Genomic DNA, 14,695 nt, shown 5'->3' on the forward strand with positions numbered 1-14,695 from the left:
TGGCGGATATCTCCCATGACACACCTCGACCTTTTTTGTTAGTTTTATTGTATCAGGTCGCTGTTACAGCGTGTCTACTTTTTAGTCTACATCCACTTTCCACCCTGTAAGGCGCTTTCGAGCCTTACAGAGACTGCTTCGGCTCACTTTCCACTCTGTAAGGCGCTTTGGAGCCTTACGGAGGCTACTTCGGCTCACTTTCCACTCTGTAAGGCGCTTTCGAGCCTTACAGAGGTTACTTCGGTCCACTTTCCGCTCTGTAAGGCGCTTTCGAGCCTTACAGCGACTGCTTCGGACCACTTTCCACTCTGTAAGGCGCTTTGGAGCCTTACAGCGACTGCTTCGGCTCACTTTCCGCTCTGTAAGGCGCTTTGGAGCCTTACAGAGGTTACTTCGGACCACTTTCCGCTCTGTAAGGCGCTTTGGAGCCTTACAGAGGTTACTTCGACCTACTTTCCACTCTGTAAGGCGCTTTGGAGCCTTACAGAGGTTACTTCGGTCCACTTTCCGCTCTGTAAAGCGCTTTCGAGCCTTACGGAAGCTACTTCGGCTCGCTTTTGGTGTTTTCGCGCCTATCCGATGTCTACCCATCCGTTCCTCTCTATGCAACATGCGCGTCTACGGACGCACAGTAACACTCCTACTACGCAAAAGAAACAAGGCTCCCCTATTCAAAGCACCATTAACGCAGCAGCATTGAAATATGAGCCGTAATGCGAGACAATAACAGATGGAGCCATACCTTACGGACAAAACTCCGCAGTGGCTTCTGAGTATTCCAATAAAGGTTGTAATGACAGGCAAGGAAAGGGGTTATTCCGTGGCATTGAATCGCAGACTGCTGACGGACGACGATTTCGAAGAAGCGGTGCGCCGCGAGCTTCGCGTTCGTGTCTTTCAGGACGATTTCATCGTAAGCAGCGGCGGGATCGTCATCCGATTCGAGGACGGCATGGTTGCCGTGCAGACTAGCGTTAGCGACGTCGCTTACTACGACCGGCAGCGATGCGAATTTTTCGAAATTCGCAAGTCTTAATCCGCCCTCTTTTCCGCTTTTCTATTATTGTATAAATCATGCAAGGAGCTTGCTGAACATGACGAATGCACAAACAGCACCGTCCAAAATATTAATTCTAACCGCCGTCGCCGCCGAAAAAGAAGCAGTGCTGCGCGGTTTGCAAGGCGATACTCGCTTCGACGTGCAGGAAGCTGGCGTCGGCCCAGTTGAAGCGGCCATCGGCGCAGCCTTGGCATTGGAGCAAGCTGGACCTGGTGCTTATCAGCTTGTTATCAGCGCCGGCATTGCCGGCGGCTTCACAGGCGTTGCCCCGGTCGGCTCGCTCGTCGTCGCCGATCGGCTGATCGCAGCCGATCTCGGCGCCGAATCGCCAGACGGCTTTCTCAGCTTGGACGAGCTGGGCTTCGGAACAGCAGTGGTGGAACCCGAAGCCCAGCTTTCCGCGAAACTCGCAGCGGCACTCAACGAAGCTGGACTCGAAGTCCAGCTCGGCCCGGTGCTGACGCTATCGACCGTCACCGGATCGGCCGCTACCGCCGAAGCGCTAGCGGCTCGCATACCGGGCGCAGCAGCTGAAGCAATGGAAGGCTTCGGCATTGCATCGGCCGCAAAACGCTTCAGCCTTCCCGTGCTGGAGCTGCGAGCCATTTCAAACCCGGTAGGTCCTCGCGACCGTGCCGCTTGGCGAATTAAAGAAGCGCTGCAATCTTTGGAGCGCGCTAGCTCGGTATTATTGGAGGTTTTGTAATTGAATCCAGATCAATTAACGATCGCATACTCCCCATGTCCCAACGACACTTTCGTATTTCACGCTTGGGCCCACGGATTGATTCCAGGCGCACCTGAGCTGAAAGTTACTTATGCCGATATCGATATCACCAACCGTCTAGCGTCCGGAGGCGACGGCCTCGATGTAATGAAAATTTCGTATGCCGCTTTGCCATGGGTACTGAAGGAATACGCTTTATTGCCATGCGGCGGTGCTCTTGGCAGAGGTTGCGGACCGCTCGTGCTCACAAATGGCGGCAGTGCCGATCCTGCTAGACTCAGTGGTAAAAAAGTTGCCGTGCCAAGCGACCGCTCCACCGCTTACCTGCTGTTCCGATTATGGGCTGCTAGACATGTTCCGGGCGGCGTTGGCGAAATTATCGTTATGCCGTTTCACGAAATCATGCCAGCTGTCCGTGACGGACGCATAGACGCGGGATTGGTTATTCACGAAGCCCGTTTTACCTATCAAAACTACGGTTTGACGATGCTAGCCGATATGGGCAATTGGTGGGAGGAAGATACAGGACTTCCGATTCCGCTTGGAGCCATCATTGCCCGCCGGTCGCTCGATCTTAAAGCAATCTCCGGTTGGGCCAAAGCGTCGGTCGAGTATGCCTGGAAGCATCCTGACCAATCGCAAAGCTACATCATGCAGCATGCGCAAGAGATGGACCCTACAGTTGCACAGGCGCACATCAATCTCTACGTCAACGATTTCACCGCCAACTTAGGCGAAAACGGTTATGCTGCAGTCACCTCCTTGCTCGTTCGGGCAGCGGAAGAGGGGCTTGTTCCTGCTATTGATCCAAAAGATCTGCTGCTGCCGTAAGACACACTCCAACCGCCTCACCGCGCTGGGAGCTGCGCGCGGTGTAACCGATAGAAGTAAGCATTTGTGAACCCCTCGAAGACGCTGTGCTTCAGGACGCAGCACGCGGCGCCCATCGTACACCAGCTATCGGCAATTCTAATCCATCGATTGCTCAGATTGCTGAGAAAGCAACCAAAACCATAAGAAGGTAAGTAACATTTAAAATTGGTGATACGGGTCTGGGTTCAGAAAGAACATCAAATCTGAGCCAACAATTCCTCTTCGCAACAATAGAGAAGCTGCTATTTTCAGCTTCTCTTTTCTATCTGCATTGTATCTGCTTTCTATCTGATTTCTATCTGCATTGTATCTGCTTTCTATCTGCTTTCTATCTGCTTTCTATCTGCTTTCTATCTGCTTTCTATCTGCATTTTATCTGCTTTTTACCAGCTTTTTTGGATCAACCTTAAAATCAGTGCTTGACGGAAAAGGAGGAAAGTGGAGGGACAGAGGGATTCTGGAGAAACGTTAGTGGTCGCTTTTAAAGCAAATTCCTACCACAAACCTCTACTAAATAAAGGAATCAGGCTTTAATGGCGATCGGAAGACCCCTCTGGTCCGCAGCGATTCCCCTCACTTCAAGTCGCTAAAATTTTCGGTTTTGAGCCGCTGCTTTTTTTACCCTCAAATAAAAAAAGGACCTCAGCCCGCTAGATAAACTGCACCCCGAAAGACTGACACTTTTTAAAGTGTCTATCTTTCGAGTTACCGTTCTAGAACAGGCTTGAGGTCCTTTCTTTTCCTTCCCCATCGCTTCATCTTGCAAGCGGCGGGACGACATCTATCATGACGGGATATGATCCACGCGTCTTACTAAACGTCGCTATCGTCCCATTTTTTCGAATACGCTTTTTTCGTGACCCATAAAGTTATCCAGGTGAGGAGCACCAAGATAACGACTGACACGATCCATACGCCTGCCGGCACGCCCATGCATGATTCCCCCTTCGTCCTTTTTCACTTATCATAACGGAGAAAGGGCATTCATAATCGTCTCAATTATTAACATTTTGCAACATTTAGGACTATTCAGCAGCCTCTGCCTTTTATTGCGACTCCAGTGTCGCGATCAAACCTTTAAGCTTATCGGCCGACTTATGCAGCAAGGCAACCTCTTCTTCCGACAACGGAAGGTCCAGCACCTCGCGGACACCATTGCGATCAACTACGCAAGGAACGCCGATATATACGTCCGATACGCCATGATAATCCTGCAGCAAAGTGGATACATTAAGGACAGCGCCCTCGTCGCTTAAGATAGCTGTGCAAATCCGGTCCAACGCCAACGCAATCGCATAGTACGTCGCACCCTTTGCTTCAATGATACTGTAAGCCGCGTCTCTTGTGCCGACGAAAATCTTTTCCTTTTGCTCGTCGTTTAACTGCACTTCGCCGCCGGCAATGTTAGCCAGACTCCATACTGGCAGCTCCGAATCGCCATGCTCGCCAATAATGTGGGCATGCACGCTGCGCGGGTCGAGATTAAGCTCTTCACCGATCAAGTAGCGGAACCGGGCACTATCAAGCAGCGTTCCCGAACCGATAACCCGGTTAACCGGCCAGCCCGACTTGCGCCAAGTCAAATAGCTCATCAGATCGACCGGATTGGATGCGATCAGCAAAATGCCGGTCGTATTGTGCTTCAGTACTTCCGTCACGATGCTCTCGAAAATCGCTTCGTTCCGTTTCAGCAGCTCGGTTCGAGTCTCGCCCGGTCTTTGCGCCGCGCCTGCCGTAATGATAATAATATCCGCATCCTTGCAGTCCTCATACGTTCCCGCCCAAACTTTCGCTTGCCCGAGAAAAGGCATGCCGTGGTTCATATCGAGCGCGTCGCCGATTGCCTTTTTCTGATTAACGTCCATCAGCACCAGCTCATCAACGCGATTGCGCAATAGCAGCGTGTAAGCCGTCGTCGATCCAACCGCTCCCGTTCCAATAATGACTACTCTCGTTTTTTTGCCTAGCATAATCCCCATCTCCCTTTTCCTTTATTAGATTTCGTTCTTCCGTTCCAGTCTTGCTTCGCCTTTTTATACCCGCTTAAATTGCACGGTCTCTATCTTTTTGTCTGTTTCGTTCAAGTTCGTTCAAGTTCGTTCAAATCTGCTCCTGCTAACATGGCTAACTAACTATTTGTCCGCGAGCTTCTCCGCCTGCATCGCTTCTTCTTTTTCCTTTTCCACTAGCAGCGGCTTATTGACGTAGTAGTACATCGCACCCATTAAAAATCCTCCGCCGATGATGTTGCCAAGCGTTACCGGAATTAAATTGTGAAGCATGCCTCCCAGCGAGATCGTTCCCGGATGATGCAGCACAAGCGCGATTGCGAACGTACACATGTTGGCGATACTGTGCTCATAGCCCGATATAAAAAAACAGAAAACGAACAGCATCATGGCAAACATTTTAGCTCCATCGCCCTTTAGCCCCATCGGAATGAAAAACGCCATACAAACGAGCCAATTACATAAAATCCCTCGAAAGAAAAGCTCCATCGCCGGCGTATTCATTTTGGCGCTTACCACGTTAAGCAAAAATCCATTCACCTTAGCGTCGTCGAACAATCCCGTCGTAAAAATCAGCAGTGCGAACATACCCGCTCCGATTAAATTGCCGCCGTAGCTGACCATCCACATTCTGAGCACTTCCGGCCACTTCATCTTGCGGCGAAGAGCCGCGAAGGTGTAGTAAAACGTATCGCCGGTAAACAAGTCGCCGCCCCCGTAAGTAATGAGAATAATAGCGGCTCCAAATGTCAGCGCGGCCATCGGATACGTAAACGGGGAATGCTCCAGGTAGAAAAAATTGCCCGTCTTGAATGCGACGATTACGCCGAATCCGATAAACATGCTTGCCAGCATCGAACGAGCCAAATAGCGGAGCGGACTTTGCCGGAACAACGATTGCTTCTTCAGCGCCAAACCTTCCGCCTTAAGCAACGATTCAACTTCCATATGGCGTCCCTCCCTTGCTTCTGTAGCCGAATAATACCATGCCTTTCCATGTGGTCTGTGTGATATGTATCACATTCAGCGCCCTTTTTGTGACAATTTTCCATTATTCAGTCACAATTGAACAGGCTAGAAGAAGCTGCGGTTTTTTGTAATACAGAACAAAACAGCTATTGTATGCTGGAATCAGGAAAGGAAAGACTAGATTTTATAAAGATAGAAGGGAGACTTTGACCGATGGAGAACTCCATATCTGATTCGATCGAATATATCGATTTCGACGGAACTGCCGATTGGGAGGCGTGGCTGGCCGCCCATCACGACTCTCGGAAAGAGGCTTGGCTGCGGATCGCCAAGAAAAATTCCGGCGCCTCATCGATCGCCATCCCTGAAGCGCTTGACGTCGCCTTATGCTACGGCTGGATCGACAGCCACCGCAAATCGCTAGATGAGCGCTGCTATTTGCAAAGATATTCGCCGCGGCGTCCGAAAAGTCCCTGGTCCATGATTAATGTCAACAAAGCGAAAGCATTGATTGAGAGTGGAAGAATGAAGCCTTCTGGTTATGCCGAAATCGAGGCGGCACAAGCTGACGGACGATGGGACGGCGCTTATGAATCTCAAAAAAGCGCAGCTATTCCTCCAGATCTCTTGTCGGCCTTGGAGCAGCGAGAGCAAGCCAAGCGAACGTTCGAGCAGCTCGACAAAACGGCTCAGTACGCTGTCTGCTTACCGTTGCTAAAGGCTGCAACACCGAAAAACAGAGCTGCCCAACTGCTGAAAGCAATCGCCAAACTGGAATCTTAAAACTAACGCTGCTTCTATTAAAAACACATTGCAACCTCGGCGGATTAAGTTAACTCCTTCTTGTATTGAAGAGGGGTTTTTCCAAGCACACGCTTGAAGTCGGTAATAAAATGCTGCTGGCTGCTGTATCCGTGCTCGTAGGCAAGATCCGCCCAGCTAGGATTGTCGTTTTCGCGGATTGATTTGGCCGCCTCCAGCAGCTTTTTTCGCTGCAGCTGCCACTTGATGCCGACTCCGACATAATCATGGAACAGCTGTTGAAGCCAGCGTTCGCTTTTGCCGAACCGTTCGGCTACATTTTTCACAGTCGATAAATCCTCGGCTTCGATCGCCTCAATTATGCGGTTGACTGTTTCAATATGCGGATCGAAAACCGGAAGGTTCGCTTGAATAAGCTCGCACAGAATGCCGACGGCCGCATCGTCCTGCTGGGATAGCGCCGCTTCAATAAAATGCTGGTCGGCTTCCGGAAACACACGCTGCAATTCGATGGTCTCGTTGTGCATGCCTATCAGTGAATCCTTCCAAAAAGCGCGAAACGCTCCCGGCAGCAGCCGTGCTCCGATAATTCTGCCGCTGTCCGCCGCCCGGTAATCGCGCTTATCCCGGAAGGTGCATTGGATACCCGACTCCTCTAAGGACAAGTAGATATCGACATACGGCCTATGCATGACCTGCTCCGAAACATAAGGCTGCTTGTCGATCCCCTCCCAACTTACAATCCAGAAATGACAGATGAAAGGCTGCAAATTCTCAGGCGGCAAATAGGTTTGAAAATGAACATGACGCTCATACCCAGTGGGATCTAAATGTCCGGACGGTTTATAAAAAGCTGCGGTTTTTTGTAATACAGGCTTCATCTTATCACCTACTCTATAAGTAGAATCCAATTCGAAACAAAAAGGAGTTTTGACGATGACGATAACAAATACACCTCAACTGCGCGGGATGGCTAATGTAAGCTTTTGGGCGGAGGATGTGAAAGCCGCAAGAGAATGGTACACGGAGCTGCTCGGCATGGAGCCTTATTTCGAGCGTCCGACACCGGAAAATCCGGCCTATCTGGAATTTCGGATCGGCGACTCTCAAGATGAGCTCGGCATTATCGATAAAAAGTATGCGCCGAAGGCTGCCAGCTTGTCAGGGGCGGGAGGAGCGATTTTGTACTGGCATGTGGACGATGTCCCAGGAATGCTGAAGAAGCTGAAGGAATTGGGAGCAACGGAATACGATCCGCTCACGGAACGCGGTGTCGATTGGCTGACCGCTTCGGTCACCGATCCGTTCGGCAACATCATCGGTTTGATTCACAGCCCGCATTATAAAGAAATGTGGGATGCCGTTCAGAAAGCCATGGCTTAACCTGTTGACGTCGTTTCACCTTTTTCTAATATCCACAATTTTACATGAAAATCGGCATTTCCTACAAGCAAATGTTACTGTGATGCCGCGCGTCTATAAAAAAGGCTGCAGGCCCGGTTGCCGTTCGATGAACGGTCCGTGCTCGCAGCCTGATGTTTTTCCTCCCGCTAGCCTTGCAGAAATCCTTTCAAATTCGCAATCGCCCGGATCGAAGCCGACCTCTGCTCCTCGCCGCCTTCGTACTCGATCGTGTACCAGCCATCATAACCGCCGGCCCGCAGCTCGCCGATAATATACGGCAAATCGACGACGCCCTCGCCTGCTACCCTTCCTGAGTATGGCTGACCGCTAATCGAGCGGTAAAAAGGTTCGCCGCTGTCTTCGCCGACCGGCGCAAAATCCTTCACATGCACATGGCGCACAAGCGGCTTCAGTACTTCCACCGAAGGCGACGGGTCTTCATCGACCAGCAGGAAATTGCCCGCGTCGAAGGTCGACCGAAGATACGGTGACTCTACGTCGCGGATAATCGAAGCGACCTGTTCCGCCTTTCCGGCCAACAGTCCGTGATTTTCCAGACAGAGAAGGATGCCTCTGTCCGCTGCATATGCAGCAGCTTCTTTCAATCCGTCGACGATCCACTGCCGCACCTCGCCAAACGCAAGCCCGTCCCTCAAATCGCCGGCGAATACGCGGACGACCTTCGCCCCGAAACGCTCCGCGATATCGACGCTGCTCTTGATCCCGTCCACTTGGGCGGAACGTGCCGCCGCATCAGGATCGGCAAAGTTGTTGCTGGCGCCAAAACAGGCCAGCTTCAGGCCAGTGCGCGCAAGCGCCTCCGGCACTTCGGTCGCATCCTTTTCTTCATTCCAATGAAAGCTAAGCAGTTCCACCCCGTCAGCGCCGGATGTCGCTGCGAATTCAATAAACTCCTTGTTTCCCCAGCCCTCTTCGAAATAAGAGTGGCAGCTCCAAGCGCTCAGCGCAATTGCCATGTCCGTCATCCCCTTCACTTCGGTTTATTTATTTATTTATAGGATTGAAGGAAAGAAACCGCCTTGCGGATATCAACCTCCGGGTTCGTGCCCACTTCCCGCTCAATTGTCAAAAATCCGTTATATCCGATATCCCGCAGAGCCTCAAAATAAGCCGGGAAGTCGACGCCGCCTTCGCCAAGCGGCACTTCACGGAACAGCGGGCCTCGCTCTGCCATTTCGGCGATCGCTTCATGGCTCATTTCACCGTAGCCCAAGTAGCCGTATACATCGCGCGGATCGATTTCGGCGGCAAGCTTGACGCCGTCCTTCGCATGCGTATGCACAATATAGTCGCGCAGTAAATATACGCCTTGAACCGGGTTGTCTCCGGTGACCATAACCATATTGGCCGGATCGAAGTTGACCGACACGCCCTTCGAAGAAAGCGAGTCCAGAAATTCCTTCAGTCGCGCTGCTGGCTCTGGGCCGGTCTCAATTGCAAAATAAGCGCCGCGATCGCTCGCATAACGGCTCAGTTCTTCGCATGCCTCCTGCATCGCCTTATAGATGTCGGACTCCTTGTCTTCCGGCACAATGCCGATATGAGTCGTAACGATGGAGGTGCCAAGATCAAGCGCAAGGTCAAGAATTCGCTTCGACTTCTCGATTTTCGCCGGGTTGCCCGCGCGATCTTGGAAGCCATGGCCGCCAAGATCGCCGCACAGTGCGGAAAGCTTCAAGCCTAGCGATTCGATGAATGCCTTCAGCTCTTTCCGCGCCTCGGCATCCAAATTATCCGGGTCCATCTCGCCGCTGACCGCATAGATTTGCACGCCGTCGGCTCCAATCTCCTTCGCTTTCTCCAGACCGCCGCGAAGGCCAAGCCCGAAGCTTTCCACAATAACGCCAATCGGGTTCGTTATCTTTTGCTGCTCAACCGCCATTATCTTCTCTCCTCCCCGAACAATACAATTTCTTTCCCGGTAGCCGCCGATTCGTACACCGCATTCAAAATGCGCATCAGCTCAACGCCGTCCTCAACTGGACTGATCGGCTGCGCGTTTCCTTGGCAGCAGTCGACGAAATGCGAGATTTCGTTATTGAAAGAGCCTTGAAATTGGAACGTGCGGTGATCGATTTGCGGCTCAATGTTGACGATCGTATTGAATTGCTCGCTGACGATAACGAGCTCCGGCTCGATCTCCGCGCCGCCTCTCGTACCATATATTTTGGAAGAGGATTCGTTCTGAGCGGCGTGAATGGTAAAGCTGACGTCCACGAACAGGCTCGCGCCGTTCTCGAAGCGAATAAGCGCGTTCGCCAAATCCTCGACGTCGTTGCGGCCGTCCGCTGCGTAATCGGCTGCTTTATAGAAATCCAGTCCTTCGATGTGGGAACGGTTGCCGAGCTGCTTATACGTATTTCCGCTGACCGACTTCACTTTCGGCCTGCCCATCAAGTACCAACAGACGTCAATCATATGGACGCCCAAATCAATCAACGGGCCGCCCCCCGAACGTTCGGCATCCGAGAACCATCCGCCAGGGTTGCCGAGGCGGCGCAAGATCGACGCCTTAGCGTAATAGATATCGCCGAGAGCTCCGGCGTCGGTATATTTTTTAAGCAGCTTCACTTGGTCGCTGTATCTTCTTACAAAACCGACAAGCAGCAGCTTGCCCGAGCGCTTCACGGCCCTCTCGACCAGCAGCGCCTGCTCGACCGTCTGCGACAACGGCTTCTCGCATAACACGTGCTTTCCAGCGTCCAAAGCCTGCACCGCTATTTCCGCATGAGAATTGTTCCATGTACAAATGCTGACCGCTTCAATCTCCGGGTCCTCCAGCAAATCCTTATAATCAGTGAAAACCTTTGCTACTCCGTATCGATCCGCTTTCTCGCGCGCCCTCGACTCGTTCAAATCGGAAATGGCGGCCAACTCGACCTCCGGATGAATCGAATAAGCGTGCAAATGAACCTCTGAGATCGAGCCCGCGCCAATGACGCCAACCTTCAGCTTTGCCATAATCAACATCCCTCCATGCTTCATATGTCTAAAAATGATTGATGGTTGCTTATACTACAAAACCAACTTATCATTATTCCATAAAGGAGAGGAATGAACAGTATGGTAAAGTTCATGGATTATATGATCAGTCCTGAACCGCTCAGAATCATAGACCTGAACGTCGATCCGGCCAAGCTCTCCGTCCGTTCGCTCCACATCCGCCACGTCGGCCATTTGCCGGGCAGAACGATGCCGCGCCAAGCCGCCGTATTCCGCCATTGGGCGGTCGTCTACATTGCGGGAGGGTCCGGCTATTACCGTTCCGGCAATGGGCCGCGGCAAACGGTTGACGCCGGAAGCTTGTTTTTCTTTGAACCGGATGTCGTCTACGATTACGGTCCGGTTGATGGCGGCTACTGGGATGAAATTTACTTCACTATTGATGGCAGCCGCATTCAGGAGTGGCTGGCGTACTGGCCCGTCAAATCGGATGAAGTGCGAAGAGCGGAAGCCGATGTGCAGCAGCGGGCGCGGATGGATCGCATTTTTCAGCTTATGGAGAGCGGACAGCCAAGCGACGCGGATCGTGCAGCTCTGCTGCTGGAATCGCTTCTTTATGATTTCGTTCATTCTGGAGCGACCCTTCCTATGAACGGCAAAGCGGCCAGACTGGCGCAGCTGCTCGATGATTTAAACGCATCCATCTTCGAGCCCTTCGATCCGAAGTCGTTCGCCGAGCGCCACCATTGGTCGCTCTCGACACTGCGCCGCACGATCAGCGAGCACACGGGCTTCGCTCTGCATGAATATGTGCACCGGCTGAAAATGACCGAAGCCAAAAACCTTCTGCTCGTCACCGATCAAACGGTTAAAGAGATTGCCGCGACGCTTGGCTACAGCGATGTTTTTTATTTTTCGAGGCTGTTCAAGAAGCTGTCTGGCGAAGCGCCCGCGCTGTTCCGCTCCAACCGGCAGTCGCGCGGCCCGGCTCTGGAAGGAGCGAGCGCTCCACGTCTTGACTAGACTTGGACGGTCTTGTATAGTCTAATCGTAACTAAATCTATCGATCGATTTCCTTGGGAAGCACCCGCAGGAGAAGGCGACAACGCCTTGTCTTGCCGGTGCTTTTTTGCGTTGTTGTACCGAGGGAATCGGCCGAATTAACCAAGGAGGTTTTGCTATGCACCCATCTTTTGCCCGCAAGAAGCTTGTCCTTCCGCTCGTCGCCTTGCTATGCGCGGCCGTCCTGTTCGCCGCGCCCGTCTCCGCCGCCGCTTTCGAGTTCACCGTCACCGCTAGGACGGCATTCGACAAAATGACCGGCGACGCCGGACAGGCGTCTGGCGACAAGCTGAAGAAGCAGTACGCCGAGCTGCAAGCGCTGCAAAAGCAAGATTTGGACTGGGATACGAAAGTGAACGGTCTGCACTACCGCAACGAGGAAAGCCTGATTGCCGTCAAAAAGAGCGCGAAGGAAATCGACGCGGCCAAAGTGGCCCGTCTGGAAACCGAGTTGACCGCCGCCCGCAAAAAATACGAGCCGGTGTTCAAGCTGTACGATTCGTTAAAACAACAGCATACCGCCGCTAAAAAGCTGAAAAGCAAAACGGCGGTCGCCTACTTGGAGCCGCAGCTGGACGCCGCCAAGTTCGGCGTCACGCTGGCGAAAGAAGACCTTAAGAAGAAAGAAGCGGCGCTGAAAGCAGCCAAAACGGCCGCGACGGCGGCCAGGAAGAAAGTCGCTGATACGCTCTCCGGCGCCGACTCGCTGAACGTGAAAATCAAAGCGGCTAAAAGCACGATTAGCACGACGAAAAAGCATTTTGCCACAGAGGGCGCGGTGCTCAATCAAGCCGTTCGAAAAGCGGATGTCACCGCCTCGTCCGGCTCTTTCATCCGAATGATCTCGTACCAGAAGCAAATCATCGAGCAAAAGCAAAAAATTCATGTGTACGAAACGCAAATCGAGGCCGTTATCGCCAAAGCAAAGGCGTTAATTCCGTAGTCTGGGTGGGGAAGTAACGAGTAAAGCGGCCGAACCTCAATGGTTCGGCCGCTTCGTCATTTGCACATATTCGATTATTGAAAAACTTGCTTGGAGCCAATAACGGACATAATCGAGCGGGTGTCCGCCAACTGGGAGACCTCTTCCTCCAGTTCAGCGGTAATCCTCGCAGCGAGCCGCCGCAAATTTTCGAAGTTCGGATAAACGACCAGATCGGACAGATGAGCCGAGCGCGTGCTTCCCGGCTCCCGCATTTTATTCAGCGAGCGGATAATATCCTCGCCCGACTCAATGCCGATGCCGTGCCCAAAGTAGAGGTTGTCATCCAGTAGAACAACATTCTCACCCTGCCACTCCGGCGTATCTTTATCGTAATCCGGGTTTTTGAAATAAAGCACGTCGCCTGGATACGACTCGTCGCTGCTGTGGGTCGAGATCAGCCACAGGTCGCTGTCATGATTCCAGTCGCGCAAATACAAATTGTTGAAATAAGCATTGAACACCGTTTCTCCGACTACATCCAGCACCGCTTTATACCAAATAATGACGATAGCGGTTGCGCATTCGAAGCCGTATTTATCGCCGTTGCGAAAAATATCGTTAATGGCATCCGACGGGCGGACTCCCGGATTCAGCTGAAAGCCCCCGTTTGCCGTGCGCGTCCAGTACCTCAGATTGCAATACGATTTCTCAAAAATCGCAAACGCCGCATCGCTAGCCTGCAAAGCTCGCGCCGCGTTCACAATGCTTTGCCTCGTCGTCAGCTCGAACTGCAGCGCTTCCGGCGAATCGTAGCGATACGCGACCGGGCTGTTCATTTTGCCCATCGCGATTTTCCGTTCCAGTCCCGTCAACGGCAGCTGATTGATGACCTGCTCTGCGTTTCTGCCCGAAATGATGATCACTTCCGCAATCCCCTCCGTCAATGTTGTCGTTGTTTCCCGCCTCCCGCTTGCTCCAAGCGAGACGCACCCGGCCTCTAGGTTAATGTACGTGTGCGCTCGCCCGGTGGTGTGGGCTCGCGTCCCGCTGTCTGCGGCAAAAACCTCTGGTAACTTATAGCTGTAAGAGAGCTTCCACTTGTTTTTTCGGGCCAATGGCGATACAGCCAATCGGTGATCTTTATGCGCGCAGCGAATTGAACTGAGAGTGAGAGCGTCGGACGGCCATGTCGCCGCTTGGCGTTTTTCCAGGCGGAAATGCACTACTTTTATCGACTCGGCACTACCTTTGTCAGAGGGGGAGGGAGTTGACGGAGAGGGGCGAATATAGGGAATATACGAAGCGCGAGGTGATCTTTTTCATGGAGCTGTTGAAAACGAAAGAAGCCGCCATGCGGCTTGCGGTTAGCGAAACGACGGTCAGACGGTGGGTCTCTCTGTTTCCTTCCTCCTTTCCAAAGGATCGGTTCGGCCATTATCTCTTCGACGAGGCGGCGCTCGAGAAGCTGCGGCAAATCAAATCAGAGCTAGAGGGAGGAACGGGCCTGCCGGATATTACATTAGAAGAAACGGCTTCGGTTTCTCCAGTTGCCTGGCCTCCTTCCCCTGCTTTGAGCAGAACCGCTTCGGCCTATACGGCGGCTGCTGCTGAGCCGGAAACGCTGCTTATTCGCATTAGTCAGTTGGAGGACGCTTTATCCCATAAGGCCGACGAAGTCGTCTCCTTCCAGCTTCTTCATCACCGTCAGGAAATGGAAGAAATTCGCCAAACGCTCGCGCAGCTGGCAGCCAGCGTCGAAGCGCTTTATCTTCCTCTGCGGCAAACTGCGGCCGGAGCTACGGTAACCGATAAGGTTAAGCTTGCGGAAGTACCAGCCTCGGGACGAGGAAGCAAGAAACGGCGGCGTTTTCTATTCTTGTAATACCAGACGCTAGTCGTACAGCCGCCCGAACCAAATTATTGTCATGTCGTCCAAATTT

Annotated in this window: 15 protein-coding genes; 8 read left to right on the top strand and 7 right to left on the bottom strand. The window is 52.4% G+C overall.

Features of this window, described 5'->3' with window-relative positions; genetic code table 11:
- The first annotated feature begins 820 nt into the window (after positions 1-820).
- The 3 genes from ACFVTB_RS14630 to ACFVTB_RS14640 are packed head-to-tail and all read left to right on the top strand — an operon-like array spanning position 821 to position 2,618.
- On the top strand, positions 821-1,036 hold the full coding sequence (locus ACFVTB_RS14630) for a hypothetical protein (protein ID WP_387750195.1): 216 nt from the start codon (positions 821-823) through the stop codon (positions 1,034-1,036).
- Positions 1,037-1,094: 58 nt separating this feature from the next.
- Positions 1,095-1,766 carry a futalosine hydrolase gene (locus ACFVTB_RS14635; RefSeq protein WP_387750198.1) on the top strand — a complete coding sequence of 224 codons (672 nt, stop codon included), beginning with the start codon at positions 1,095-1,097 and terminating at the stop codon, positions 1,764-1,766.
- The gene (locus tag ACFVTB_RS14640; protein WP_387750201.1) at positions 1,767-2,618 is read left to right on the top strand and encodes a 1,4-dihydroxy-6-naphtoate synthase; all 852 of its coding nucleotides are present in this window, start codon (positions 1,767-1,769) and stop codon (positions 2,616-2,618) included.
- Between the two features lie 1,088 nt (positions 2,619-3,706).
- Here ACFVTB_RS14640 and ACFVTB_RS14645 read toward each other — a convergent pair.
- Positions 3,707-4,639 carry an L-lactate dehydrogenase gene (locus ACFVTB_RS14645; RefSeq protein WP_387750204.1) on the bottom strand — a complete coding sequence of 311 codons (933 nt, stop codon included), beginning with the start codon at positions 4,637-4,639 and terminating at the stop codon, positions 3,707-3,709.
- Positions 4,640-4,792: 153 nt separating this feature from the next.
- The gene (locus tag ACFVTB_RS14650; RefSeq protein WP_387750207.1) at positions 4,793-5,617 is read right to left on the bottom strand and encodes a formate/nitrite transporter family protein; all 825 of its coding nucleotides are present in this window, start codon (positions 5,615-5,617) and stop codon (positions 4,793-4,795) included.
- Positions 5,618-5,851: 234 nt separating this feature from the next.
- On the opposite strand from ACFVTB_RS14650, the gene ACFVTB_RS14655 reads away from it, so the two are divergent.
- Positions 5,852-6,421, top strand: coding sequence for a YdeI/OmpD-associated family protein (locus ACFVTB_RS14655; RefSeq protein ID WP_387750210.1), 570 nt, complete (start codon positions 5,852-5,854; stop codon positions 6,419-6,421).
- A 44-nt stretch (positions 6,422-6,465) separates the two neighbouring features.
- Here the strand turns inward: ACFVTB_RS14655 and ACFVTB_RS14660 are convergent, their stop codons facing one another.
- On the bottom strand, positions 6,466-7,281 hold the full coding sequence (locus tag ACFVTB_RS14660; protein WP_387750213.1) for a helix-turn-helix domain-containing protein: 816 nt from the start codon (positions 7,279-7,281) through the stop codon (positions 6,466-6,468).
- Between the two features lie 61 nt (positions 7,282-7,342).
- Here ACFVTB_RS14660 and ACFVTB_RS14665 point away from each other — a divergent pair, with 61 nt between their 5' ends.
- Positions 7,343-7,783, top strand: coding sequence for a VOC family protein (locus tag ACFVTB_RS14665; protein WP_387750782.1), 441 nt, complete (start codon positions 7,343-7,345; stop codon positions 7,781-7,783).
- Between the two features lie 167 nt (positions 7,784-7,950).
- On the opposite strand, the gene ACFVTB_RS14670 is transcribed toward ACFVTB_RS14665, so the two are convergent.
- From ACFVTB_RS14670 to ACFVTB_RS14680, 3 genes are read right to left on the bottom strand one after another with little or no spacing between them, the layout of a single operon-like run.
- The gene (locus ACFVTB_RS14670) at positions 7,951-8,781 is read right to left on the bottom strand and encodes a sugar phosphate isomerase/epimerase family protein (RefSeq protein WP_387750216.1); all 831 of its coding nucleotides are present in this window, start codon (positions 8,779-8,781) and stop codon (positions 7,951-7,953) included.
- Between the two features lie 32 nt (positions 8,782-8,813).
- Positions 8,814-9,707: a sugar phosphate isomerase/epimerase family protein gene (locus ACFVTB_RS14675; protein ID WP_387750218.1), complete on the bottom strand. Its 894-nt coding sequence runs from the start codon at positions 9,705-9,707 to the stop codon at positions 8,814-8,816.
- Positions 9,707-10,786 (bottom strand): Gfo/Idh/MocA family protein, encoded by a 1,080-nt coding sequence (locus ACFVTB_RS14680; RefSeq protein ID WP_387750221.1) that lies wholly within the window; start codon positions 10,784-10,786, stop codon positions 9,707-9,709. Before ACFVTB_RS14680 ends, ACFVTB_RS14675 begins: the two co-directional genes overlap by 1 nt.
- Positions 10,787-10,888: 102 nt before the next feature.
- Here ACFVTB_RS14680 and ACFVTB_RS14685 point away from each other — a divergent pair, with 102 nt between their 5' ends.
- The gene (locus tag ACFVTB_RS14685; protein ID WP_387750224.1) at positions 10,889-11,791 is read left to right on the top strand and encodes a helix-turn-helix domain-containing protein; all 903 of its coding nucleotides are present in this window, start codon (positions 10,889-10,891) and stop codon (positions 11,789-11,791) included.
- A 157-nt stretch (positions 11,792-11,948) separates the two neighbouring features.
- The gene (locus ACFVTB_RS14690; RefSeq protein WP_387750226.1) at positions 11,949-12,773 is read left to right on the top strand and encodes a hypothetical protein; all 825 of its coding nucleotides are present in this window, start codon (positions 11,949-11,951) and stop codon (positions 12,771-12,773) included.
- A 74-nt stretch (positions 12,774-12,847) separates the two neighbouring features.
- On the opposite strand, the gene ACFVTB_RS14695 is transcribed toward ACFVTB_RS14690, so the two are convergent.
- The gene (locus tag ACFVTB_RS14695) at positions 12,848-13,678 is read right to left on the bottom strand and encodes a protein-glutamine gamma-glutamyltransferase (protein WP_387750229.1); all 831 of its coding nucleotides are present in this window, start codon (positions 13,676-13,678) and stop codon (positions 12,848-12,850) included.
- A gap of 344 nt (positions 13,679-14,022) precedes the next feature.
- On the opposite strand from ACFVTB_RS14695, the gene ACFVTB_RS14700 reads away from it, so the two are divergent.
- Positions 14,023-14,637 (top strand): MerR family transcriptional regulator, encoded by a 615-nt coding sequence (locus ACFVTB_RS14700; RefSeq protein ID WP_387750232.1) that lies wholly within the window; start codon positions 14,023-14,025, stop codon positions 14,635-14,637.
- Positions 14,638-14,695 lie beyond the last annotated feature (58 nt).

Origin of the sequence: Paenibacillus sp. NPDC058071 (assembly GCF_042885235.1) — a bacterium.
Classification (GTDB): domain Bacteria; phylum Bacillota; class Bacilli; order Paenibacillales; family Paenibacillaceae; genus Pristimantibacillus.